Source organism: Marinifilum sp. D737 (genome assembly GCF_026672275.1).
Lineage (GTDB): Bacteria > Bacteroidota > Bacteroidia > Bacteroidales > Marinifilaceae > Marinifilum.
Genome location: NZ_JANQCD010000006.1, coordinates 115,871 through 139,087, shown reverse-complemented (window position 1 = coordinate 139,087; position 23,217 = coordinate 115,871). Strand labels below are relative to the sequence as shown.

Annotated in this window: 20 protein-coding genes; 4 read left to right on the top strand and 16 right to left on the bottom strand. The window is 35.1% G+C overall.

Annotated elements, in window-relative coordinates:
* The first annotated feature begins 272 nt into the window (after nucleotides 1-272).
* Entirely contained in the window at nucleotides 273-2,654 is a 2,382-nt protein-coding gene (locus tag NQ163_RS06080) for a hypothetical protein (protein ID WP_268189379.1), read from the top strand.
* Between the two features lie 9 nt (nucleotides 2,655-2,663).
* Nucleotides 2,664-4,613, top strand: coding sequence for a glycoside hydrolase family 97 protein (locus NQ163_RS06075; protein WP_268189378.1), 1,950 nt, complete (start codon nucleotides 2,664-2,666; stop codon nucleotides 4,611-4,613).
* Nucleotides 4,614-5,040: 427 nt separating this feature from the next.
* On the opposite strand, the gene NQ163_RS06070 is transcribed toward NQ163_RS06075, so the two are convergent.
* The 3 genes from NQ163_RS06070 to NQ163_RS06060 form a co-directional block, all read right to left on the bottom strand.
* Entirely contained in the window at nucleotides 5,041-5,931 is an 891-nt protein-coding gene (locus tag NQ163_RS06070) for a TlpA family protein disulfide reductase (RefSeq protein WP_268189377.1), read from the bottom strand.
* A gap of 79 nt (nucleotides 5,932-6,010) precedes the next feature.
* Complete coding sequence (locus tag NQ163_RS06065) at nucleotides 6,011-6,802, bottom strand: TlpA family protein disulfide reductase (protein WP_268189376.1); 792 nt, start codon at nucleotides 6,800-6,802, stop codon at nucleotides 6,011-6,013.
* Nucleotides 6,803-7,144: 342 nt separating this feature from the next.
* A complete protein-coding gene (locus NQ163_RS06060) occupies nucleotides 7,145-8,752 on the bottom strand; it encodes a tetratricopeptide repeat protein (protein WP_268189375.1) in 1,608 nt (535 codons plus the stop codon).
* 540 nt (nucleotides 8,753-9,292) lie between these two features.
* Between NQ163_RS06060 and NQ163_RS06055 the strand changes: the two genes are divergently transcribed.
* Both NQ163_RS06055 and NQ163_RS06050 read left to right on the top strand, forming a co-directional pair.
* Nucleotides 9,293-10,009, top strand: coding sequence for a sensor histidine kinase (locus NQ163_RS06055; RefSeq protein WP_268189374.1), 717 nt, complete (start codon nucleotides 9,293-9,295; stop codon nucleotides 10,007-10,009).
* A 1,143-nt stretch (nucleotides 10,010-11,152) separates the two neighbouring features.
* The gene (locus tag NQ163_RS06050) at nucleotides 11,153-12,580 is read left to right on the top strand and encodes a C-type lectin domain-containing protein (protein ID WP_268189373.1); all 1,428 of its coding nucleotides are present in this window, start codon (nucleotides 11,153-11,155) and stop codon (nucleotides 12,578-12,580) included.
* Nucleotides 12,581-12,985: 405 nt separating this feature from the next.
* Here the strand turns inward: NQ163_RS06050 and NQ163_RS06045 are convergent, their stop codons facing one another.
* The 13 genes from NQ163_RS06045 to NQ163_RS05985 all read right to left on the bottom strand — a co-directional run bounded on the left by NQ163_RS06045 (nucleotide 12,986) and on the right by NQ163_RS05985 (nucleotide 23,179).
* The gene (locus NQ163_RS06045; RefSeq protein WP_268189372.1) at nucleotides 12,986-13,657 is read right to left on the bottom strand and encodes a hypothetical protein; all 672 of its coding nucleotides are present in this window, start codon (nucleotides 13,655-13,657) and stop codon (nucleotides 12,986-12,988) included.
* Nucleotides 13,658-13,672: 15 nt separating this feature from the next.
* Entirely contained in the window at nucleotides 13,673-13,894 is a 222-nt protein-coding gene (locus tag NQ163_RS06040; RefSeq protein ID WP_268189371.1) for a DUF2188 domain-containing protein, read from the bottom strand.
* Between the two features lie 434 nt (nucleotides 13,895-14,328).
* Entirely contained in the window at nucleotides 14,329-15,000 is a 672-nt protein-coding gene (locus NQ163_RS06035; protein WP_268189370.1) for an STING domain-containing protein, read from the bottom strand.
* Between the two features lie 10 nt (nucleotides 15,001-15,010).
* Entirely contained in the window at nucleotides 15,011-16,102 is a 1,092-nt protein-coding gene (locus NQ163_RS06030; RefSeq protein WP_268189369.1) for a hypothetical protein, read from the bottom strand.
* Between the two features lie 52 nt (nucleotides 16,103-16,154).
* Entirely contained in the window at nucleotides 16,155-16,478 is a 324-nt protein-coding gene (locus tag NQ163_RS06025) for a DUF2188 domain-containing protein (RefSeq protein ID WP_268189368.1), read from the bottom strand.
* A gap of 112 nt (nucleotides 16,479-16,590) precedes the next feature.
* Complete coding sequence (locus tag NQ163_RS06020) at nucleotides 16,591-17,193, bottom strand: RloB domain-containing protein (protein ID WP_268189367.1); 603 nt, start codon at nucleotides 17,191-17,193, stop codon at nucleotides 16,591-16,593.
* 4 nt (nucleotides 17,194-17,197) lie between these two features.
* A complete protein-coding gene (locus NQ163_RS06015; RefSeq protein ID WP_268189366.1) occupies nucleotides 17,198-18,481 on the bottom strand; it encodes an AAA family ATPase in 1,284 nt (427 codons plus the stop codon).
* 269 nt (nucleotides 18,482-18,750) lie between these two features.
* Entirely contained in the window at nucleotides 18,751-20,115 is a 1,365-nt protein-coding gene (locus NQ163_RS06010; protein WP_268189365.1) for a DUF3987 domain-containing protein, read from the bottom strand.
* Nucleotides 20,108-20,668, bottom strand: a complete 561-nt coding sequence (locus NQ163_RS06005) for a hypothetical protein (protein WP_268189364.1) — start codon at nucleotides 20,666-20,668, stop codon at nucleotides 20,108-20,110. The genes NQ163_RS06010 and NQ163_RS06005 overlap by 8 nt, the downstream gene beginning before the upstream one ends.
* Nucleotides 20,665-21,432, bottom strand: a complete 768-nt coding sequence (locus tag NQ163_RS06000) for a relaxase/mobilization nuclease domain-containing protein (protein WP_268189363.1) — start codon at nucleotides 21,430-21,432, stop codon at nucleotides 20,665-20,667. Before NQ163_RS06000 ends, NQ163_RS06005 begins: the two co-directional genes overlap by 4 nt.
* Nucleotides 21,429-21,794 (bottom strand): plasmid mobilization protein, encoded by a 366-nt coding sequence (locus tag NQ163_RS05995; RefSeq protein WP_268189362.1) that lies wholly within the window; start codon nucleotides 21,792-21,794, stop codon nucleotides 21,429-21,431. Before NQ163_RS05995 ends, NQ163_RS06000 begins: the two co-directional genes overlap by 4 nt.
* A gap of 130 nt (nucleotides 21,795-21,924) precedes the next feature.
* The gene (locus NQ163_RS05990) at nucleotides 21,925-22,839 is read right to left on the bottom strand and encodes a toprim domain-containing protein (RefSeq protein WP_268189361.1); all 915 of its coding nucleotides are present in this window, start codon (nucleotides 22,837-22,839) and stop codon (nucleotides 21,925-21,927) included.
* 61 nt (nucleotides 22,840-22,900) lie between these two features.
* Nucleotides 22,901-23,179 carry a hypothetical protein gene (locus NQ163_RS05985; protein ID WP_268189360.1) on the bottom strand — a complete coding sequence of 93 codons (279 nt, stop codon included), beginning with the start codon at nucleotides 23,177-23,179 and terminating at the stop codon, nucleotides 22,901-22,903.
* Between the last annotated feature and the right edge of the window lie 38 nt (nucleotides 23,180-23,217).

Below are 23,217 nucleotides of genomic sequence, written 5' to 3'. Positions count from 1 at the left end.
GATGTCTTGGAAAAGACAGTGCATGAATCCAGGGCATGAAAAATGAATTTAATAAGAAACGTCCATAAGTAAATAATTATTACCCTGATAGCTATTGGGATTCACACGAGAATAATTATTTGCGAATGGTAATCCCGATGGTTATCGGGACCATCTGACTAATGGAAAAAATAATAAACAGATGAAACGAAAAGGTAAATTTTAATTAAAAAATTGCACACAGGTGCATGATTAAAATTTTCATCTGGCAACTGTAGACAAATTATAATCAAATGAAAAGAACAATTGTAGCAATGGTCTTCTGGTGTCTCATTCAAAATGCAATGGGACAGGAAAAGGTATTTCCGGGAGCTGGTGAACAAACTCCATCAAAGGCCCAGTATTTTTCCTGGATCAACAATACCAACGAGGGAGCAACTGAAGAGCATACCTTAATCAACCTGGAATTTTTCCAATGGCTTCAGGATGAGTATGGGATGATTTTGGATATTTATGCTTTTGATGCAGGAGCCATTGATGGAAAGCGCTTTTATGGGAGCATCTATTCAGACCGCTTTAAAGAGCAGTTTCCAAATGGATTTGACCCTATGTATAAAAAGGCAAAGGCCATGGGAACCCGACTGGGAGTATGGGGAGGACCCGATGGTTTTGGAGAGAGTGAAGAAGAAAAACAGGTACGTATCAATCAGATGGTGAGTCTTTGTAAAGATTATGAATTTGCACTTTTTAAATTTGATGCGGTATGTGGTCCTCTGCGTCCGGAAAAGGAAGATGCCTTTATAAAGATGATGCAGGAGTGCCGTACCTATAGTCCCGACTTGATTCTTTTAAATCACCGATTGGGATTGAACAAAGGAAAACCATATGCAACAACATTTTTATGGGGAGGACAGGAAACTTATATTGATGTGTTTACATCCAATACTACCACAGCTCCTCATCACAGAGCGGGAGCCCTGGAACGAGGATTAGTGCCAGGCTTGAAAAGATTAACCGAAGACCATGGGGTTTGTATTTCTTCCTGTTTGGATTATTGGGATGATGATTTGATTCTTCAGGCTTTTAACCGCAGTATGATACTGGCCCCTGAGATTTATGGCAACCCATGGTTGTTGAAAGATGAGGAATTTGCCAAGCTGGCAAGAATTTACAATCTGCATCGCAAGTATGGTAAAATTCTGGTTAATGGAATGGTTTTGCCCGAAGAGAAGTATGGAAAATCTGCAGTGTCAAGAGGAGATAAGGCAAGCAGATTACTAACCCTAAGAAATTTGACATGGGAACCTGTTACTTACAAGATAAAACTAGATGAGGAGATTGGACTGAATATCCAAGGAGAAATTGAAGTACGTCAGTTTCACCCTACGGAAAAAATATTGGGCTCCTATCAGGCTGGGAGTGAGATTGAAGTGGAGGTGGCACCATTTCGCTCTTGCTTAATTTTGGCAACAGCCAATCATTGCAATGAGCCTGGTGTAAGAGGTGCAGAGTATGAGGTGGTACGAAATGTTCCCGGAAAATCTACTCTTATCAAACTGTTGGGAATGCCTGGCAGCAATTCGAAAATTCAGCTTGTGAATGCTGACAAATACAACACAGCAAAGCTCAATGGAAAGTCAGTTCCCTCGTTACTCAAAGGAAAGTCGCTTAAGCTTAAGTTTGAGGGAGAAGCCTTAAAGCAGAAAGCTCACCGAAAATTGGCTGATTTAACAGAGCTTGAAATTCCACAGGATGCAAAGGCACTCTACGAGGCCACCTGTTATGCGGCCGACAACAATGCACTGGAGGTTCGTTCACTGGAGAGATCAGGAACAAGTAATATCCCTCAGGTTCAGGAGGCTCGCGATGCTTTCTTTAATCAATCTGTTTTTGTAGAAAGAGGAGTATGGGATAAAAACCTGTTTGATGGTGATAGGGAGACAGGATTTTGGCCTAGCAGAAAATACAATATCGACCAAAAAGTAGAGGGAGGATGTTTTCGTCTTGATTTGGGTGAAATCACAGATGTGGATCAGTTAATGATTAGGGTTCCTGATGATTTTTCGCTGCAACCTCTATTGAAAGATGAAGGAAATTACGCTGAAGTCTCTACAGACCTGAAAAACTGGAAGACACTTACTTACTATGCAGGGGAAGAAATGAGAATTGATATCAACGGATCAGTTCGTTACATCCGATTGTGGGATCAGCCAGGACGAATTGTAGAAATTGAAGCCTGGAAGGATGGACGGATGTTGGATAGAAGCAAATGGAGAGCATCCAACTTGTTCGCACATACAAACAGGAAAAAAGCCCAAAAGGCATGGAGTGCAAAATTTAATCTGAATGAAATTCCTGAGGGGAGCTACTTGTCAATTGCTATTGAAGGGAAGCATGGAGTTGAGGGAGCCTATGCTGCCGCAAAAATAGCAGGGGAACTGGTTGGATGCCCTGACAGAAGTGTATCCTTTCCATCCAATACCTGGGAATTTGTGAACGCTAAAAAAGATAGCAATTACACCTATTACCTACCCTTAAATAAAAATATGAAAGGAAAAGAGATTGAAGTATTTGTTTTGGGATTCGAAAAGGAAAATCTCGATTTCAAGCCTGAAGTATGGATTTCTGCCTATCCAACACCTTATCAAAATCAAATCTTAGAACTAACCAAATAAACGTGAATCATGACTAAAAAAATAATTTGCCTCTTTAGCCTTTGCCTGTGCATAAGTACAGTGTTTGCAAAGGACTATCAATTGCAATCACCAGATAAGAAAACGAGCATACGGATTCAAACAGGAGAGGACTTAACTTTTTCAGTGCAATACAAGAAAACGCCTCTGCTTAATCCCACGGTAATTGCCCTGGAACTGGAGGGAATCATCCTGGGTAAAGAACCGAAAGTAATTCAAAAGAATACCAATTCTGTAAACAGAGAGATTAAGCCGGAAGTTTGTGAAAAGAGTGAATTGATTCAGGAAAATTTCAACGAACTGAAACTCACTTTCGAAAAAGGATTTGATGTGGTTTTTCGGGCTTACAACAATGGTGTTGCCTATCGATTTGGCACTCACTTGCCGGGTGAAATAACGGTGAAATCTGAAAAGGGAAATTTTAATTTTCCCGAAAACAATATGGTATATTGGCCAAAGGAAAGAAGCTTCCATTCCAACAATCAGGTGTATTATGATTTTACCTCACTGGGAGAACTTTCTTCAAAAGATCTGGGAAGTTTACCGGTCTTAATGGATACCGGTAAAGGCGCAAAGCTGGTGATCGGGGAAACTGATCTGGAAGATTATCCGGGAATGTGGTTCAATGGAGCAGAAGGGAATGCTCTGGTTTCAACTTTTCCTGCATACCCAAATAAAACAGAACAGGTGGGCGATAGAGATGTATTCGTTAGAGATAGAAAGGATTACATAGCCAAAACCAAGGGAAACAGAACATTTCCTTGGCGCTACGTTGCCATAGCTGAAAAGGATGGAGATTTAATAACCAATCAACTTTCCTGGTTGCTGGCTGATCCTTGCGAAATTAAAGATCCTTCCTGGATTAAACCCGGAAAGGTGGCCTGGGATTGGTGGAATGCCAACAATGTGTATGGCGTTGATTTTCGTGCTGGAATTAATACAGAAACCTATAAGTATTACATCGATTTTGCCGCTGATTATGGCTTGGAGTACATCATTCTGGATGAAGGTTGGTATGAGCTGGGAGATTTACTGAAGATCGTTCCGGAAATGGATATGGAGGAACTCACCAGCTATGCAAAAAAGAAAGGTGTAGGGCTGATTCTGTGGGTGGTTTGGAAAACATTAGACGACCAGTTAGAGCCAGCATTGGATCAGTTCCAAAAATGGGGAATCAAAGGCATCAAGGTGGATTTCATGGATAAAGACGACCAATGGATGGTAAACTACTATCACAAGATTGCCAAAGAATCGGCAAAGAGAGAAATTCTCGTGGATTTCCATGGATCATACAAGCCAGCAGGTTTGAGAAGAAAATTCCCGAATGTGCTTACCCGCGAAGGAGTAAATGGAGGAGAGCAGTACAAATGGAGTCTTAGACAAACTCCAGAGCATAACCTGATTACCCCTTTTTCACGCATGGTGGCTGGCCCAATGGATTATACTCCCGGGGCAATGAACAATGCTCAAAAGAAGAACTACAAACCGATATTCGATCGTCCTATGAGTATGGGAACACGCTGCCACCAATTGGCCATGTATGTTGCCTACGAGAGCCCATTGCAAATGCTTTGCGATAACCCATCGAACTACAGAAAAGAACCCGAATGTATGAAATTTTTGTCCGCAGTACCTGCTGTTTGGGATGAAACCAAAGTATTGGATGCCAAAATATCTGACTACCTGTTGCTTGCCAGAAGGAAAGGGAATGAATGGTATTTGGGTGCCATGACCGATTGGGATGCAAGAACACTGCAATTTGATCTTTCTTTCTTACCCAAAGGTAAAAAATACAAGATGACCATTTATCAGGATGGGATCAATGCAGACAGAAATGCCACAGATTTTAAAAGGAAAGAAATCATTGTGGACGATACTTTTCAGTATGAGTTGAAAATGGCTCCTGGTGGAGGTATGGCAGCCATGATTCAGCCTTTGTAAATCATTAGTATAGAATTTATGAATATAGAAAAGCTTACACGATTCTTGTGTAAGCTTTTTTTATATCTATTGATATGATTTTATATTAATCTACCAATTTCCCATATCATTTTTTTAAATCAGAATTCCGAATAGCTTACTTTTACCGATATTAAAAAAATAACGAAAGTTCCATGAATTTATTGCAGTGATTGGGTTGCAAATAAACTCTGTAGCGTAATGGATATGGTTGTTTTATAGTATTTTAATTCGAATTGCAAAATTGTGGTTCAAAGTGACTTGTTGAATTATTAATTCTTATACGAATTATGAGGATAGGTTGGTCTGATATCTGTGTATGGGTAATAACGAAGCATAAGTATACAACATGTTAAGGTTAAGATTGTTTGAAGCAGGCAATGAAGTTTTATTTTACGTCGAACTCACGTTATTTAGAATACAGGGATTCAATGTTTTTTTGTAGCTCTGGAAGATGTTCACCGATAGAACCGGTTTTTATATAGGTAATTCTTTGATTGTGATCAACAAGAATACACAAAGGCCAATAATGGATGTTCAGACGATTCTGTAATGATTGTGAGTTGGGAATCTGTTGGAAAAGAAAATCTGTCTTCTGATTTTTTAGTGCTCTTTTGATATGCCTATCCGTTTTTTTTGAAAATGCGATGAACTGAATTTTACTATGATCAGGGTACTTTTCCCTCAGGAAATTGAGCAAGGCTATGTCTTTGGTCCAGCCATCCTGTTTCAGATTCCAAAAGTATAGAATACTGATCTTGCCCATGAAGTCATCGGCACTGGTTATATCCTTGTTGATGTCAGGCATTTTAAAGTAAGGGAAGCAATCACCGACCTTTAATTTACTGATTTCAGCAAGTTTTCTTGCAAAACGGTTGTGAAGAGGAGATTTCAGGTAAGGATACAATACCTGATCAAAGAGGGAAAGGTACCATTGGTTTCGTTCTGGCTTAAAAGCGGTGGCCATGCCATTGATGATGTAAGTATAATGTAAGGAAGTTCCCGATGATCTGATCCTCAGATAATGATTGATTTCATCATAGGTATCCAAAATCTCCAAAGCAGTATAACCGGAAATGCTGTCTATACCTGGTATTTTATCTGTGAGCCAAACGTCATGGCTCCATTTGATTCGAATGCTTCTTTCCGGGGAATGTGCCCAAAATTCTTTGATGGCTCCCTCCAGTCGGATTTCACTGTGATCAAAAGAATACCTGTTTTGTGCGCCCAGGCTAGTGGAACAGGCAAACAAGAGGAAGGAGAGTGTGGATCTGGTAAGTTGACGGTACATGTGATGCATAAAATAAAATGTTCGTAAATAGGGAAAAATACAAGCCCCTTTAAAGGGGCTTGTCCAGCGGACAACTATAACTACTATACTACAAATCAAATAATTCAGATATGCGCTGGTCCAAATCTGAAACCGTTTGGGGACCGTATCCCGTATTTTTATAGGCGATAATGGAATGTTTGTCAATAACTATTTGAGTGGGGTAACCGGGTAGCCGGTAAGCATCGGCTAAGCACTTTGCTTCTGGAATGATTCGGTAAGCAAAGGGATGCTTAAGCAAAAAAATCTTGAGTTTTACGGCATTATCCAAGGCTAGACCCAGAAAAACAACCTCTTGATCCTTGTATTTTTGTACCAGTTGGTTCAATTCAGGAATTTCTGAGACACAAGGAGGGCAGTCGGTAAACCAAAAGTTCAGTACGATGACCTTTTCTTTCAATGAACTCAAAGAATAGGATTGATCATTCAGATCCGTGAAGGAGAAGACCAGGGCTTTTTCCCCCAGAAGTTTTTGTTTGCTTGGAAAGTTGGACATCATTTTTTTCATACCTAGCATTTCCTTCTCAGTGGCTTTTTGAAGGACAATTGCCTGGATCACTTTTTTTTCATTCACATACATATCCGGACTGTATTCTCCAGAGCTGAGCTGTTTCATCAGTTCCATACCTTTGAAACGTTTCCCTTTTTGATCATAGACAGGAATACTTTCCCCATCCAGCATGATCAGCCGGTCTTTTCCCAATTCATCTTGTTCAGCTTTTTGAAGCCCTTTAAGAAATTCAAGCTCTGGGTTTTTGCTGCAAGATTCGCACTGTGCGATTCCTGATGTTGTGATCAGGCTGAATGATAGCAGTAGGATTATTGTTTTAAATAATTTCATTGTATTAATTCGTTCGTAAGTGAAAAATAGGGGATTCCAACGATTCCTGAAGGAATCCCCTGAGAGAATATGGCTCAAAACCTTTTAGGGTTCAGAACCAGGTGTCGCAGCGATTGCATTGGTTTTTGGTTAATTAAAAGTTTGAGAACTGCTGACAAAACATGTTACCATCAAGACTCAAAAAATATATTTTAATTCAGCTGAAGGATCCTGATCTACAAGCAGACTATTTACTAAATTTTTATTCTAATCTATCCCTGAGCCTCCTGCAATGACCCCCTTCAGCAGCAAGACATCAACTGTAGTCATAGATTCAGAATATCAGAACCCTTCAGCTTTACATTAAATAGTATTCAAATATGCATTCAAATTTGTATCTGTATTATTAATGTTGAGCTTCCTTCGAATGTGAGATCTCTTGACCTCAATGCTCTTGGAATTGATCAACAGTAGTTTTGAAATTTCCTTGGTGTTTAGATTCAACCTCAAGTAGGCACACAATCTAAGCTCGGACGGTGATAGTTCCGGGGCTACTTTTTGAAGCCTTTCAAAAAAATCATCATGAACCTGTGCAAACCTCAATTCAAAATCTTTCAGGAACTTGTCCTCATGACTTTCCTGTAGATCGAAAATGATTTTTTGCAAGGCATTCTTGTGATCTGCCGGCATGCCATTCTTGAGCTTGAGCAAACGTAAAATTGTAAACTCAATCAGTTTGTTCTTGTTGACAAGATGAAGGGAATTGGTGGTCAGATCTTTTTTCTTTTCCTCGAACTGATCCTTCATATCCTTATGCGTTCTTTTCCAGTACCAAAGCAGAATGCCCAATACTAGCAAACAAATTCCCCCTAAGGTACTGGTAAAGGTCAGCCAGATACTTTTCCGTTGCAGTCCTGCTTTTGCTCTTTCCAAATCATTGCCAAGTTTGCTTTTCATTATGGCAAGGTGCATGGCACTGATATCCAAATTCTTTTTGATTCGATGATAGGAGTTCAGGGCCCAGAGCATGGAATCCAGTTGGTGCTCTCCATCAAAGATTTGATAGAGTAGCATGTAGTTCTTTTTTTGCAGTGCAAGTGCCGAAGCCTTACTGCAAGCTTCTATGGACGTATAGCAATACTGTTTGGCTATTCCCTCCTGATTTTGGTCAAAGTAAAGTTTGCCAAGTTCATGGTAATTGGCTGCTTGTTCATAGCTTTCTCCTCTTTTCAGGCTTCTCTTCAAAGAGGCTTGGTAATGATGTAGTGCTGTATCGGTAGAATCCAGTTTAAGATAGGCTCTGGCCAGCAATCTTATTACTTGTGTTTGAGCGGTAGGGCACAATGAATTTTCTTTAGGCTCCCTGGCACGGTTTAGGTAGTCTATGGCCGTCATAGGGCTGTTCAATTCCGTATAGCAGGCACCCATACTGATATTGTGCATTTGTGCGATTTCTATGAGCGAATTCTTATTTTGTTGTTGATTTTTGCGAATTTGGACCATGCTCTTTTTCAAGCAATCCAAGGCTAGCTGATATTCTCCAATTTTGAAATACAAGAAACCAATACGATGCTGGTTCTGAAAGGTAAGTGAATCTATTTGGGTTCGTTTGGCGAGCTCAGAGCTGGCCAGGTAATCGTTCAGGGCATCCGAAAAGTGCCCCTCCTGAATATAACAATCACCACGAGCCAGAAGCACAGCGGATTGGGCCATTTTATTCTCAGTATTCTCAGCTAGCTGATAGGCAGAATTGAGAACTTCCAGACCCTTTTTTAGGTCATAGCTCTTGTAATGTTCTGATAGTTTCATCAGAATATTGATTTTTTGAAGATTAGAGTTGCTGGCTTCCAATTCAAACGTCAAACTGTCAAGCAGGTAGGTTTGATCCGACGAAGCCTGTGTAAGTGTTGGGTTTCCACATAACAGTATTAAGAGCAATGCCCAAAGGATCTGAGCACTTTGTTCTTTCATTCTTTTCGGGGTCGTTCTTTTGTTCATTTTAGTAGATCATTGAATTTACATTAATAGATGTGAGCTTTACTATGATGCTATATTTCAGATCAATATTAGACTCTGACTTCACAAATGAAATGATAATTCTTTACATTCACTCAATCCGTATGTTAAGAAATTGTAAAGCCTGATAGACAGTATGATAGATGTTGTTAGATATGGTATTATAGTGGTTTAAATATGGAATAAATGTATGGTAGATATGTAATATTAGTGGAGTAAGGTGAAAGAAATTGAAAATCTCTATGGTGGGTTAAAATCTCATTTGATTTAAAAGTCACAATTTGCCATTACTTGGAAAGAGAAGATCTGCAGACAAACAATTGATTTGTATCTATGCTTGCACTAAAGAGGGAAGATCAGTCCTGCAGCCTCTTAATTCAGGTAATATGGAAGATAAGGTAGACTGAATGATCCATTCTGTATTGAATCAAATTTTCAAATTGAGGAACCTAATGGGATCATCAGAGACCCTTTTACATTTAAACTTGCTCTAAGATGAAAAAACAAAAAGAAAATGAATTGCTGATCCACACAAGGGACAGTCTGGTTTTGCTCAATGCAATGGCACACGATTTGAAACAACCTCTGACCACTATCATTGGTTTTGTAGATCTGTGCATCTGTAACATGGATCAAATTGGTGAAGACAACTTAAAAAAATACTTGAATATGGTTCTAAAACTGGCGCAAAAAGCGGATCAGCAAATTGCATTGATTGCCCAGAATAATTTTGATCTGAGCAGTTTGGTTCTGGTACTGGAAAAATTTGATCTTGTTGCTTTTTTGGAGGAAATGACGAATTGTCAACGGGCCTATTTTGATGACAAGAACCTGCATTTTAAACTCCTGATCGATGAATTTCCAAGAGAGGTGACAAGCTGTCTACCGGCTCTTGAGATCATCCTTCGCAACCTAATCAGCAATGCAGTTAAGTTTACCCCTATGGATGGAGAAATCTCTATGGAGGTGACACGCAGCGACAAACTCATTCGTATCAGCATACAGGATAGCGGGGTTGGAATGGATGCCGGACAGCTTCAGCAATTGTATGAAAAGGGGCGTTCAAAGCCTGGAACATGTGGTGAAGTTGGGTTTGGCATCGGGCTGCCGCTCTGCAAGCAAATTGCTGACCGCGTAGGCATTCAGCTAACTTTTCAAAGCCAGATAGGGATGGGGACCTTGGTACATCTGGAATTCGAAAGCATCACCTAGAAAGATACACAATGAAGTGGATAAAAGATGAAACTATGAAAATAAAAGGGCTTTGATTGCAAAAGCAAGTCTTGCTGAATGAATACAAAATAAGGTTCATCTGAATGAACTTTACCAACAGGTGAGCGATCATCTCGACAATCAATCCAATAACATTGACCCGAATTAGGACGATCTACTTCTTTCCATAGATTACTGTACTTTAGGTCTTCACCAAATGAAGGAAGAGGTGCTTAAAAATGATTTTACCGACCAAAATTGCGAGATGCATTTTTTTCAAGTACATCAAAAGAAGTTGAGGAAATTGATTATAATGGAGGTGGGCGTTGGGTTGAAAAAAACAGTTAAAAAAGATGGTAAGGTGATCAAGCGAGTTATTAGATCTGCGTAATTACTAAACAAAATGAGGATAAGTTATATATAGCTTATCCTTTTAATTTTAGAAAAGATGAAACATTTAGCACTAATACTATTTCTTTACTGCACTCATATAGGTCACAAGTATGTCGATGCAGCTGTAATTCAGGAAGAATGACTCTTATGAATAAAATCCTATTGTCATTACTTCTCATAAGAAAACCTATTTTTTTGTACTACTTTATTCGCATGTTGAGTTTAAGATGATCAATGCGAATAGAAAACGATTTGGAATGATTCTCTTCAAGCTGTTCATGACAGGCATCAGGTACACCTTCCATACTTTTTCAAGAGATCAAATTAAAAATGTCGGTTTCCGATTACACTGCTGAAAAAGAAATAAAAACTTGTTAATAACTTGGAATGTATTTGAAGGACATTCTATAAATAGAGTATTTAATTATGGATTATCATATCTATAAACATGTCCATTGCATAGTTTTATCAGTAAATAACTCTAACACGAAGTAAATTTCTAATCTATCTGCTAAGGCTAACAATTACAGGCTATTAAAGGCTTGTTTGTAAGGTGATACATATGGTGTTTGATACTATAGACTATGTATTTATTAAGGTTTGATGTCAATTTATTCGAAAATCTCTATGTTATAAATCTTTTGAAACACATAGCAGATGATTAATCTTATCCAATAAACATAGAATTATTATGAAAATTGAATGTATATGTGTTTAAATGATCTATTCAAATCCCAGATTGCTACCCTAGTGTTAATTGTTCTCTTGATTATTGAGTTTCAAGCTAGCTCTGTTTTTGGACAGGAAACTGTACGTGATGAATTTGAGATTATAAGTTATTCTAATAATAATGGTACAAAAAACTGGGATACACCGTGGATAGGGGAGGATCTTTATAACAAATCTTCACCATTCAAGAGCAGTACTCAAGTTGTAGACGGTGATTTACGTTTTCGGAGCTTATCTTCTAATTATCAATATTTAAAAAGATATGTTGATCTTTCTGCTACATATTCTACAACTTTAACATTTCATATTAATACCGGAGGTCTTACTCATGGAGGGAAAAGTATATCAATCCAGGTTCCTTCCAATGGTATTGATTTCCATGATTCGGAAAGAATAGGAAGAAATCAATATACAACAAAAACTTATGATATTTCTGAATACCTGTCTTCTGAGACTACCATCCGACCTATAAATAAGGGGATTGGGAAGGATTGGCGACGGCGTGCTTCTGTATATGCAGATGATGTTGAAAATTCCTATACAATAGCACCTTCTAACTCACCTCCTGTAATATCTGCAGCTGGTGATCACAATTTTTGTGAGGGTTCTTCCAGTATGCCAGTTGTTGAAACCATATCAATAACAGATCCTGATGTTGTTGATACAAGTTTAAGTGAAATGTCAGTTCAGATTTCAACAGGTTATATAAGAGGGGAAGATGTTTTAAGTTTAACTGGTGCTCATTCTTCCATTACAAGTCATTGGGATTCAGTAAAAGGGATGCTTGTCTTAACGGGACCTGCTACTTTTGCAGAATTTGAGGCGGCCATATTGAGCATTGTGTATTCTAATATTAAGGATCTTCCTACTTTTGGGGAGAGGGTATTTACAATCACTTTACTTCAGGCAAATTTTCTTAGTCAAACAGGCCATTTTTATGAATTTGTTCCCAGTGTAGGGGTACGATGGGATGATGCAAGAGATGCGGCCTCCTTAAGAAGATATTATGGTTTAAAAGGTTATCTGGCAACTTTAACCTCGAAAGAAGAAACGGACTTGGCAGGATCACAAATCTCTGGAGCAGGATGGATTGGAGCAAGTGATGAAGCTGTAGAAGGAGAGTGGAGATGGGTAACCGGTCCTGAAGCAGGTACTGTTTTCTGGAATGGAACAGCTGAAGGAAGCTCTCCCAATTGGGCCTTTTGGAATCAAGGGGAACCTAACCAGGTAGGAAATGAAGATTACGCTCATATTACTGATCCTTCAATAGGAATTAGTGGATCCTGGAATGATTTGTCAATTACAGGAGCAAATAGTGGTACTTATCAGCCCAAAGGATATATTGTTGAGTATGGAGGTAGCGAAGGAGATCCGGTACTTCAAATTTCTGCAAGTACCAAAATAACAGTTCATCCCTTGCCTAGGCCTATTGGTATTTTTCATGATTAACTGTTACCAATATGAATGGCAAATCAAATTCAAAATACACCAGCAGATATGGCAATTGGAGACAAAAAGAAGGAGTTAAGGATGTTTTTTTAAGTAAACAAAAAACCCCTTAGTATTAAGGGGTTGACCATGTTTTACTAATGACTTTTAATCTTTTTAAGTAGGAGAATTTCCCGTTTTACATTCCGATACAGAAAGTAAAATAATTCATTAAATCAATAAGTTAGAAAGATTGAGGTGCAAATAAGGGACAAAAAATTCAAAAAACTACTTCACTTTTTGTTCTGGAAAATGAAATTTTATATCTGTGGTGATATCTCCGGTTATTTCGCCAAATATGTATTCCAAGTTAGTGCATGAAAAAAGCTATTCAAATAAATGAATAGCTTCAATCAATAACTTGGATTAGGATGCTAATTTGTCCCTAATATCCTTACATAAATCGTAAACGATTTTTCGGTGTGCGCTAGTGGTTTTAGCAGCTGACACTACTGTTTCAGAAAAAATATCAACAGAAAGACAGAAATCTGGTAAAATCAAATCATCATCTTCAACAATCTCTTTTTCAAGGAAAAGTTTGATTCCTTCGGCGACTAGTTGACCATTAATTTGTTTAAAAGCACGGCTCTTATTGTATCTTAAGACTATTGCTCCAAAATACTTTCTACCATTTTCTTCTGTAAAAAAGACTATGTCAGGTTTAATATCAACTGATAATCCATTTATTTCGATGGATTTTTTATCTGTTGAAACAACAGTATATCCCATCTCTTTAAGATTTTTATAAAATCTCATTTTAAGAAATCGTTGTAGGATTTCGATATTACCAAGATTGTTTTTTCTATGCCACTCTTTAGGGGCTTTCTTTTTTAAAACTTCCTCGATACTTTTACTTATAAATGAAGTGTCTAGATTGAGTTTTAAAGCTTTCTTAATCCTATTTTTTGATAATGTATACCAAAAAGGATGATTGCCTTGATACTTCTGTTTTGCTATTTTCTCTATTGTTCGCTTACGCCCATTGGGTGCAGTATAATATTCACCCAGATGGTTTATTGATATTGAGTTTTTATCCATAAAAATTATTCTTTTTTATCCTTCGGGAGGAAAAGGATCCTTACCATAACTATTCTTCTGGCGAATTCTCCCATTTCGACCATGCACCAGCAATTCAGATTCTCTGTTTTTTGCCATATTTTTTCCAATATTAATGGCTTCTTTTTGCGTAATAGTAACTTTTGCTGGTTTAGAACTACCCGCACTTTTTACTGCCCATTTTCCATTTTTGGGCGTTACATGAACATTTCGTTTCATAGTATTTAAGTTTGATTTTAATGTTCTTAAAGAACAGAGTAGAACAACTCCGGGTAGAAATGGCAAGTAGAATAACTTATATTTGTTCAAAACAAAAAAAGATTTACTTTTGAGCCACACAGTTCAATTCTCACACAATTGACACAGGGGGAGGAGCCCTGCGGAATGTAATGCGTCAACATTACGTTCATATTGGCCGTATACCCTGCGGCCTATTTTTTTTCCTCAGCACATGGGAATTTAACATTTTTTAACAGATCAAACCTTGTGCCATTCTTCATTAAAAAAGTATTAATACCTATCAAGGTAGAACTGTTTACAAATTAACTGACAATTTGTCCTTCAGTTTATTGATATACCTATAAATATTATAGAATAAAAATGTCAGAATCCTTTGTCAGTATGTCAGGTAATATTAAATAAGTCTATGCCAATTAATCAAAGTGCATATTTTTGTCTATTAACTTAGCATTATCTTCCAATGTTTTTGCTTTGATTAATTTCATAATTGTTTCTTTAAATGCATTAATGTATTGTGAACCCAATTCATCTTTTTCTTTCTCACAAAGTTCATTTTTTGGAGAGTTTATTCGAAAATCTATAATGGGATTAAGTGTTAATAGTGTATTAGGTATGTCAAAATAAACATCATCACTAAGCCCAGATACAGTCATTATATCTCTATTGGCTCGCCCTTCATTAAGCTTTATCGATTTTGTATTAATGGAAATATTGTTTTTTGTAAGCTTTGCCTTGAGTCGATCTATATTTTTTGGATATAAATCGGACAGTTTCTCAGGAATATAAATATACAAAGTAGGATTATTTCCTTTTTTAAGGAGTTGAGTTAAAACTGGTTCTATAAAATTTTCTATGTATCCATAAGCCAAAGCATTAGCGGTTGAAAATTTTTCAGCCTCAATTTTATTTGAGTATTTATTGATTACATAGCTAATGGATGGAGAAATTATCCCTAATAAAATAAATGTTCCAGCCTCTACATCAACGGATGTCTCAAGCTTTAGAAACCAAATGAGTGCTAATGCTATTGTGGATATATATAAAACTGCCTGAAGAAAATATCCTACATATTTAATGAATTTCATGTTAAGTAAATTAAGCGATTAAACGTAGAGATTTTTGCATTTCGATTAGTAAATACTCTATTTCTTCAAGCATTGTACGTAGGGAATTAGTTTTTTCTGTGTCTTCAGTAGTCTGATCTTCTTTACGAAAAATATACTCTTTTCCATCAAGGGATTTTAAGTTATATCTTATCGAAAAATTATTAGAAAGTATTCTTAACTGATCATATATAACAGGGATTAATTCTAAATAGCTTTTGCTGTTATATTTCCATGTATCAATGTCATAAATTATCGCATTGATATCGAAACTTGATAGCTTAATTTCTTGATCAGAGTCATATTTTAGAGTTTTCAGAAGTCTAATCATTCTTTTTAATCTACCATTAACTTGTAGATCCTTATCATTTAATAGTTTAATTCTCTTGAAAGGATAGTCGGCATTAAGCTTTTTATCATAGATTGCCGTTTCACCTTTACAAAATACTTGAATAGCCTTATTAATCTTATCTTCATTTAGGTAATAATTGGTATCCTGGTACCAACATGCTATTACTACGTCAACTTTCCTTTTCGGACTAGTTAATTCAATCTCAATAGATTTTGGTCTAGAAATATTAACATTGTTATAAACATTCAAAAGAGTATTTTCACAGTCAATTCTTAAACTTCGTAAATCGATTAAACCATTTGTGTAGCCACCTCCCCTTAATGCATTAGTAAGGGTATTAATTTGATCTTGAGTATATTTAAAATATGCATTGGGTTGGTTCACAGCATTTGATATGCCAGACCTGTCAAAAGTATAAAACTTCTCTGTAATTGTTAGAAGGTCAATGTCACTGTAGCCCCTAATATGAGTATTGGTCATGACAGATCCTTGGAAATCAAAACTTATATCTGAGATTTTGGAGTTTAATTGATTTTTTACTTTGTTTCCTGCTTCAATTGTTCGTCTGGTGTAGAGTTCATCAACACCAAACATTGATTTTTTAATATACTGTACTATAGTGTTATCTGGAGTACGTTGAAGTTCATCGCGAATAGCTTTTTGAAGTTCAACACTTTCAGGATTCATTCTTAGTTCCTGATTTGCTAAAAGAGCTTTATAATTTTTTACCATTTTTTTGATTTAAAGTGAAGGAGGTATTATCCTCATTCGGTTATGTACTTATTTATCCTCTAGGAGGAAAAGGATCTTTACCATGACTATCTTTTTCTCGGATTTTGCCATTCCTACGATGGATAATAAGTTCAGATTTCTGATTACTAGAAATTTCTCGAGCAATTTTAATTGCCTCGCTTTGCGTTTCAGTAATCCTAGTGCATTTAACATTTCCAGCACCTTTCACTGCCCATTTATTATTATGGGGCACTACATGTTGATTTTTGCCCATAGTTTCTTTATTTTTAAATAAATATTCTATTTTCGCAAACGAAATATGCGGATACATCAAACCTGAGCAAGGTTTGTGGATTTCCTTGAAATCAATATCCATCCAACAAAAGTGAATATCTCTGTATCTTGGCGGGACGGTGGATATTCACTTTTGAGTTTTAAAGCTCTTTTATATAAACTCTCTTTTTACATTTTATAATATTTTTAATAAATTACTCTTCGAATTTGTTAATTCCTTTGTGTGCTTTGGTGAAAGGGAAGTGGTTACCTCCTTCGTTTTCCAACTTTTGCTGAAGAATATCAGTTGCATTTAATATTGCATTTTCCATTCTATTATTATCACAAAGTTCTTTAACCCATTCAGGTTTACCTAATTCTTTAATTTTCTTACTATAGCTACCAAGGTGTTTTAGTAATTCCCTATGCACTTGATCTGCATTAATAAATTCCCTTGTCGTTTTTACAAAGTGGAGTAAAAACCAATACTCAATACTAGGCATAGACTCACAAATGATTACCTGTGTTGAACCTTTGTATTTTTTTCTAAGCGCATCAAAATCTGCTTGTCGTCCCTGATTAATAATTGTATCGTAATCTGTAAAAAAAATAATAAGTCCATATTCATTATCAATTAAATCATCAATAATATCTTCGGCCTGTTTCAGATTTATACAGTCAAATAATGATGGTTTTATTGCATATTTATATCCTTTAATTTGTTTTAAATGCTGTAAATAATATTGCTCAGTTCTACCATCTCCTAAAACCGCTATACCTTTTCTTAACTTTCGTTTGCGTATATTTTGTCTAGCCATTTATTTAATCAATATTTGGTATAGCCCCAAATTTTCCAGAATTGTAGGCTTTAAAGTATGATAGTTCTTTTCTTATGTCAAAATCGGCCATTGAGTATAAGTCAGTAGCTCCATTTTCTAATTTTTCAGTAAACCACACAGCATCTTTTCTAATTAAATCTTTTTCATTTAGTAAAGACATATTGTGAGTTGTTAGTAATAATTGAACATTTGGATAATCTACACACCCCATTAAATATTCACGAATAAAATGCTTGGTTAAATGTGGATGAAGTGAAGAATCAATTTCATCTATACCGAGAAAAGCATTGTTTGTAAATGCTCTATATAATGGAGCTGTGAATCCATAGTATCTTAGAGTACCTGCTGATTGCAGCTCTTCCGGTAAAAAGTGCTTTTCTTCTTTGCCATTATTCTTTACTGTATGTTCAAAATCGGCATGATGTTTTTGAATCCCGTTTTTAATGATTTTGTCTTTTTCACTTTGAGGTATATTTGATTTCTCAAGAGCCATCATTAAAGGTTCAGGAACCTCTTCAGATTCTGTCTCGATTTCAATGTCAGTAATATTATATTGAGCTTTTTGTAAAAAATTAATCGCAAATTTTTTAATATCAGCATTACCTAAAACTTTACCATTTGTGTATTTGGTGAGTTTTACATTTGGATCAATTGTGTTTAAAAATTGATCCTTTAGCCAATTGTATGCTTTTTCAATTTCAGGTTCTGTATAGTTAACTTGACTATACCCAGCAAAGAATGAAATGTTTTTCAGAGTTTTTGCTATAATTTCATCCTTAACAGCTTTATTAATTTTCACTTTAGACCCATAGCTAACTTCAGACAAATCAGTTGTGTTATTGTGTGATCTGTTAAAAAGAAGTGCAGGCTGAGTTCCTGGATAGAAACTTAATTTTTCTGATATTATCTTGTCAAAATCAAGTTCTACTGCATATACAAATTTTGTGTTGTTTGCATAAAATGTTAATTCAAACAATCCTGACTCTTCCTCTTGATCCGTAAGCAGAAATGGCAGAAAAGAAGTGCCTTCATTTTTATCAACATTTGTTCTTTTAATTAGATTCTTAATAAATTGAAACGATTTAATCAAATTACTCTTACCCGATGCGTTTGCACCATAAACCATACAAAGTTTTAATAATCTCACACCAGGAGCGACCTCAGTGGTATAGTATTTTTCATTGAATGTGTCAGAAGTAGCCTCAAAACTGAATACAACCTCGTCTTTAAACGAAAGGAAATTCTTAATCTTTAGCTCTTGTATCATTTCTATATGCTTTTAGTGTAATTTATTTACAAATATAGCAAATAAAAATGATAAAATCAATTCTGTTTGTAAATTATGCTATTTACTTGCATAATTTACGAATAGAACAACAACAACAACCTTACTGCAAGTTAAACTATGGTTGTAATTATAGCATTGAAGTATTCAAAGGAAACTAAGGATATAAAGATTAATTTACTGAGTTTCCTTAATTTCCTTTAAATTCTCAAGTAGCCTATTTAAGAATAGTGAATTGGGTAAGCTAAGGGTTAATTCCAATTTATTTTTTCATAAGAATTGTGCTTTGGCTTATGAAGTAAATTTGAGGATACAAATTTTGAAATGTATCCTTCGGCAGTTTTGGTTGGAATATTTAGTCCTTTTGCAACTTCTATATATTGATTTCGGTTGAAATTTTCAGGTAGTTGCATTAAAAACCGTTCTTTCAAATTAGCTCTTTTTATAACTCTTGGTGCTCCTGGAAGATTGTTGAAAACCTTTTTTGCATGTAATATGAGAGTATCAACCATTTTCATGGAAATATCAAAATCATGATCATTACAAATAAGGGGTGTTTTAATATTAGAATCTTTTATCCGTAACTTTGTTAGAATCATAGCAATTCTAAAAGTGATAAGGCCAAGTCTTCGTACGGTTGCAATATAATCTAATCCAATTAATGCAGAGTATTGAACTTGCCATTTAGAAAATTGATTATTAAATGTTTCTTCTTGGATCTTAGTAAGTCTGAATTCAGTAGGGGAAGAGAATTCGCAAGATTTATAGAGCTCATAAAATTCATCACCTAAGATTTGAAAATATTCATCTAAGCTTTTTCCGACTGGATTTGAAAATACATCTTTCCATTCTATCAGTAATGGTAGAGTATAAAAAATAAAACGACTAAATAAACCATTTTCTGCATCGGGAATAAGACTTAATATTTGTTGTGGAGTTCCGGATAATAATACTGATAGTTTTGGATCGCTAATATCAACATATTCACGATCTGTTCTGCGAAAATAAGAAATTGTCTCATGATGAAAAGCTTTTCGTAATCCATCAGAATAATTGCCATAGTCTGATTTAAAGGTATAGGCAAGTGTATCACCTTCTGTTTCAAACATAAGTGATGAGTCATTATCATTAAGTAATTGAAAAGAACCAGTAGAGCTATTATTTGCTGGGATGAATAACATTTTCATTTTTGGAATTGCAGGTTTAATAATATCTGGATTTTTCTTTTTATCTGCAATGTATTGCGAAATTTCCAATTCATATTCAGCAAGAAGATTCTCACTATCAGTTACTAAATCATCATGAATTCTCTGTACTATTTTTTTGCAATGATCTAACATTCCTTTTCCGGCCGATGCCATAGCGGATACAAAAAGATATAAGTTAGGGTATACTTTCTTTCCAGAATAAATACCAAATGTTTTTGGTAAACAGGCACTAATACATATTATGCTACCTAATAGCAATAAATCTTTCTCTTGATTATTTTGACCAGCTTTTGTAGCTTTTTTTAGTATTTCAGGTAATTCATTATAAATTTCTTTAGGAAAAGTTGGAGGCTCGCTTGAAACCTCTTCAGTGAAAATTAAAGCTTCTCCGTTATTATCGTTATTCATGTGATTGGGATGATTTTAGGTTAGCATTCTTTTTAATTGCATCAATTTCGTTAATCATTACTCGAGATATAGAATCATTTTCAAAGGATTTAAGAAGGTTTTCTAGATAACCTTTTGCATTATCATTGCTATAATAGATGTATTCATACACTTGCTTATATTTGTGATTCTCGGTAAGCATCTGGCTACTATATTTTATTGTAAGGAATATCACTAGTCCTATTAAGGAAAATTGTAAGGTTTTCTTATAAAGAAATCGAAAGATGTTTTCATTTGAAATGGTATCCGGGAATAGAAGAATTTTTTTTTCTTGGAGAATTTCTTTAGGCTGTTTTGCTACGACAGACTCAATTTTATTAATTCCATTTTCCAATTTATCCACAAATAATTTAGTAGGAATATTAATTTTAAGATTGCTGAGATACATATAGATATCTTGAAGATTATTTGTGTTGGTCTCCAATGCTTTTGTTAGGAATATAATCTCTTTCTGATGATTTTTATTTTCTGCTATTAGTTCAGACAGAACTTCTTTAATAATATCATTATTCATAAGCTTCTTTTTATGCGATGTTTATTTTGGAAAGCCAGTGATATATTGGCGTTTTTTGCAATTTTCTTTTCTATATTCTTTAGTGAGAAACCTAGTTCAGAACCTTTTACTCTTACTTTCTTATCATCTATAAATGCAATGCCTCTGCCTTTCTCTGTTGCAATTTTGTATTTTTTAAGCCTTTCTATTAGTTCCTCAACTGAATTTACTTCTGAAGTTAACGTTTCGAGTATAGCCTTAATTTGAAGTTTTCGCTTATCATGTCTGGGAAGGTTTCTTTCATCTTTATTCAAAAAGCGTTTTGCTGATAAAACTCGATGGAAATTAAATTTTAACTCCATTTTTCTACAGAATTCATCCATCTTCTTAAAATTTAAACTAGTACTAATGGCTTTGTTTTGTTTGTAATTAACACGATTACAGACCATATGAAAATGCTTTCTATTGGGTGTGTCATGATGCTGAATCACTAAATATTGTTGAAAACCATGCATATTTGCATATTCTTCTGCAATATCAATCATATCCTGCCTGCTTGGATTATCTGATTCATGAAAACTAATAGAGGCGTGCCACACAGGAGCTCTAATTCTATTGTTTAAAGCGGCTAACTCTTCAAATTGTTTTATTAATTCTTTACGATTCCCTCCACACATTTTGGAGTCAATAATTTCGGCTAGGCCTTCTTTTTCGCCATACCTTCCAAGAAGACAATAGGTAATATTGCCTCGAAAGGAATCTCCTGTTGAAATTTTACCTATCATTTTAAACATCTTTTAATTTCTTGTGTTAGCTTGTAAATTTCTTTTGATAAGGCAGATAATTCAGCTCTTTCTATAGCATTCAACTCATCATCTCTGTTCCTTTTTCGAGCAATTTGGTTAAGATTATTTCCAAGTTGATTTAAGCTTCCTGTAAATAAAAGAAGTTCTTTAGGGAAGGTTTTAACCACAATCTTGCCTTTTAGTGCTAACTCTAGTAATAAGGCTGAGACTGTAAGATTTGCTATTTTTGCTTTCCCCTTAATTATTTTTTTCTCGACAATGGTACATGTTAATGCTAAGTGTTGATCTTTTGGAATTTTTACTTTTGGACGACCGCCTTTTTTCCTAGATAAATCATTCATGATTTTCGAATCTTGAGGAATGCCTAGCATGACGAAAGCCAGATGGTTTTCAGTTGATATTTTAATGTGTAGCAGTTAATATTAAATGAAAACATAGCTGGCTACGCAAGCTGGGGTACATTCTTGGTGATTACAACTTGGGTTTACGAGAAGATGAGCGATATACGCTTTTTGAAGGATTACACCTTCCATTAGCGACAAGAAATTTATTTAGGTCTTCAAACTTTTTATAACTGTATCGCATATCTTCAACTTTATTTTTAAAATGCTCTTTCAGTTTATTTGTTGCCGTATTTCCTGCTCTATTATTATCTAGATATAGAAAAATTTTCTCATATCTATTGATAGTATCAAGAGCCTTGGATAGTAATGCTATGGAATTTAGAACCAGTACATCAGATCTAAATCCTGTTCCTTGAATTATTTCATAATGTGACATAGCATCAAAAAAACCTTCGAACACACAAATAGTATTGTTGTTATTTTCTATTAAGGAGATACTTTTTGGAGCACAACATCCTTTAAAATGTTTATTTCGTAATTCATATCCGCCGTTACTGTTTGGAAATCCTAGAGCGTAATATAATTTACCATTTATAGAGTATTCGATTTCTTTACAAAATATATTTGCAGTTTGCCTGGAAATATATCTTTCTTTTAAATAGTGTAATAATTTTGAAGATGTTATTGGTTTTATTTTTTGGATTTTAACTGCTGAAATAGATGTGTTTGTAGTGATGGTGTCAATTTCAGGCTGTTGAAAAGAAAAATTAAAGGAATTTAAGTTTTGTAAAAATTCAGAAATAGAACAGTTGTTTAGTTTGATACCTAAATCGATTATTGTACCTCCAGTACCTTCACCAAAATCATACCATACGTTCATGACTTTATTTACTTTAAAAGATGGATGATTTTCTTTTAAACGAAAAGGGGATAGGTACCAAATATCATTTCCTTTAGTTTTAACAGGTTTATGACCTAATTTTTCTAAGAATTCGGTGATTGGTAATCGTTTTGCATTTGCGCAATTTATTTTTTCTTTCATAGCAATGGTAATATGTAGTGCATAATGTTTTTATAGTAATCTTCAGATGGTATTTAGAGAATTACTTTTGCATATAATCATTGGCTAGTTCTTCTATTTCTTCAGGAGTTTTTATGCGATTACTAATTAGAAATTCATCTATTTTTTTTCTTTCGAAAAAGATCATTTTACCCGAAGGTTTGCTATGAGGAATTAAATGACAAATTCGATAGAAATAACTTTTTGAGTATCCTGTATATAGGACTGCTTCATCGAAATTTAGAATAGATTTTTTGAATAGTAGCATTGAAGATAATTTGTCAATTTTAGCTTCAATTTGCTCTAGTTTTTCTTTGCTCATACTCGTATTTTTTTATTATTAAAAATCAAACATTCTAC

What these genes read in the sequence shown, in the direction of transcription:
- NQ163_RS06080 (WP_268189379.1), top strand. Translation starts at nt 273, where the DNA reads ATGAAAAGAACAATTGTAGCAATGGTCTTCTGGTGTCTCATTCAAAAT.
- NQ163_RS06075 (WP_268189378.1), top strand. Translation starts at nt 2,664, where the DNA reads ATGACTAAAAAAATAATTTGCCTCTTTAGCCTTTGCCTGTGCATAAGT.
- NQ163_RS06070 (WP_268189377.1), bottom strand. Translation starts at nt 5,931, where the DNA reads ATGCATCACATGTACCGTCAACTTACCAGATCCACACTCTCCTTCCTC.
- NQ163_RS06065 (WP_268189376.1), bottom strand. Translation starts at nt 6,802, where the DNA reads ATGAAATTATTTAAAACAATAATCCTACTGCTATCATTCAGCCTGATC.
- NQ163_RS06060 (WP_268189375.1), bottom strand. Translation starts at nt 8,752, where the DNA reads ATGAAAGAACAAAGTGCTCAGATCCTTTGGGCATTGCTCTTAATACTG.
- NQ163_RS06055 (WP_268189374.1), top strand. Translation starts at nt 9,293, where the DNA reads ATGAAAAAACAAAAAGAAAATGAATTGCTGATCCACACAAGGGACAGT.
- NQ163_RS06045 (WP_268189372.1), bottom strand. Translation starts at nt 13,657, where the DNA reads ATGGATAAAAACTCAATATCAATAAACCATCTGGGTGAATATTATACT.
- NQ163_RS06040 (WP_268189371.1), bottom strand. Translation starts at nt 13,894, where the DNA reads ATGAAACGAAATGTTCATGTAACGCCCAAAAATGGAAAATGGGCAGTA.
- NQ163_RS06035 (WP_268189370.1), bottom strand. Translation starts at nt 15,000, where the DNA reads ATGAAATTCATTAAATATGTAGGATATTTTCTTCAGGCAGTTTTATAT.
- NQ163_RS06030 (WP_268189369.1), bottom strand. Translation starts at nt 16,102, where the DNA reads ATGGTAAAAAATTATAAAGCTCTTTTAGCAAATCAGGAACTAAGAATG.
- NQ163_RS06025 (WP_268189368.1), bottom strand. Translation starts at nt 16,478, where the DNA reads ATGGATATTGATTTCAAGGAAATCCACAAACCTTGCTCAGGTTTGATG.
- NQ163_RS06020 (WP_268189367.1), bottom strand. Translation starts at nt 17,193, where the DNA reads ATGGCTAGACAAAATATACGCAAACGAAAGTTAAGAAAAGGTATAGCG.
- NQ163_RS06015 (WP_268189366.1), bottom strand. Translation starts at nt 18,481, where the DNA reads ATGATACAAGAGCTAAAGATTAAGAATTTCCTTTCGTTTAAAGACGAG.
- NQ163_RS06010 (WP_268189365.1), bottom strand. Translation starts at nt 20,115, where the DNA reads ATGAATAACGATAATAACGGAGAAGCTTTAATTTTCACTGAAGAGGTT.
- NQ163_RS06005 (WP_268189364.1), bottom strand. Translation starts at nt 20,668, where the DNA reads ATGAATAATGATATTATTAAAGAAGTTCTGTCTGAACTAATAGCAGAA.
- NQ163_RS06000 (WP_268189363.1), bottom strand. Translation starts at nt 21,432, where the DNA reads ATGATAGGTAAAATTTCAACAGGAGATTCCTTTCGAGGCAATATTACC.
- NQ163_RS05995 (WP_268189362.1), bottom strand. Translation starts at nt 21,794, where the DNA reads ATGAATGATTTATCTAGGAAAAAAGGCGGTCGTCCAAAAGTAAAAATT.
- NQ163_RS05990 (WP_268189361.1), bottom strand. Translation starts at nt 22,839, where the DNA reads ATGAAAGAAAAAATAAATTGCGCAAATGCAAAACGATTACCAATCACC.
- NQ163_RS05985 (WP_268189360.1), bottom strand. Translation starts at nt 23,179, where the DNA reads ATGAGCAAAGAAAAACTAGAGCAAATTGAAGCTAAAATTGACAAATTA.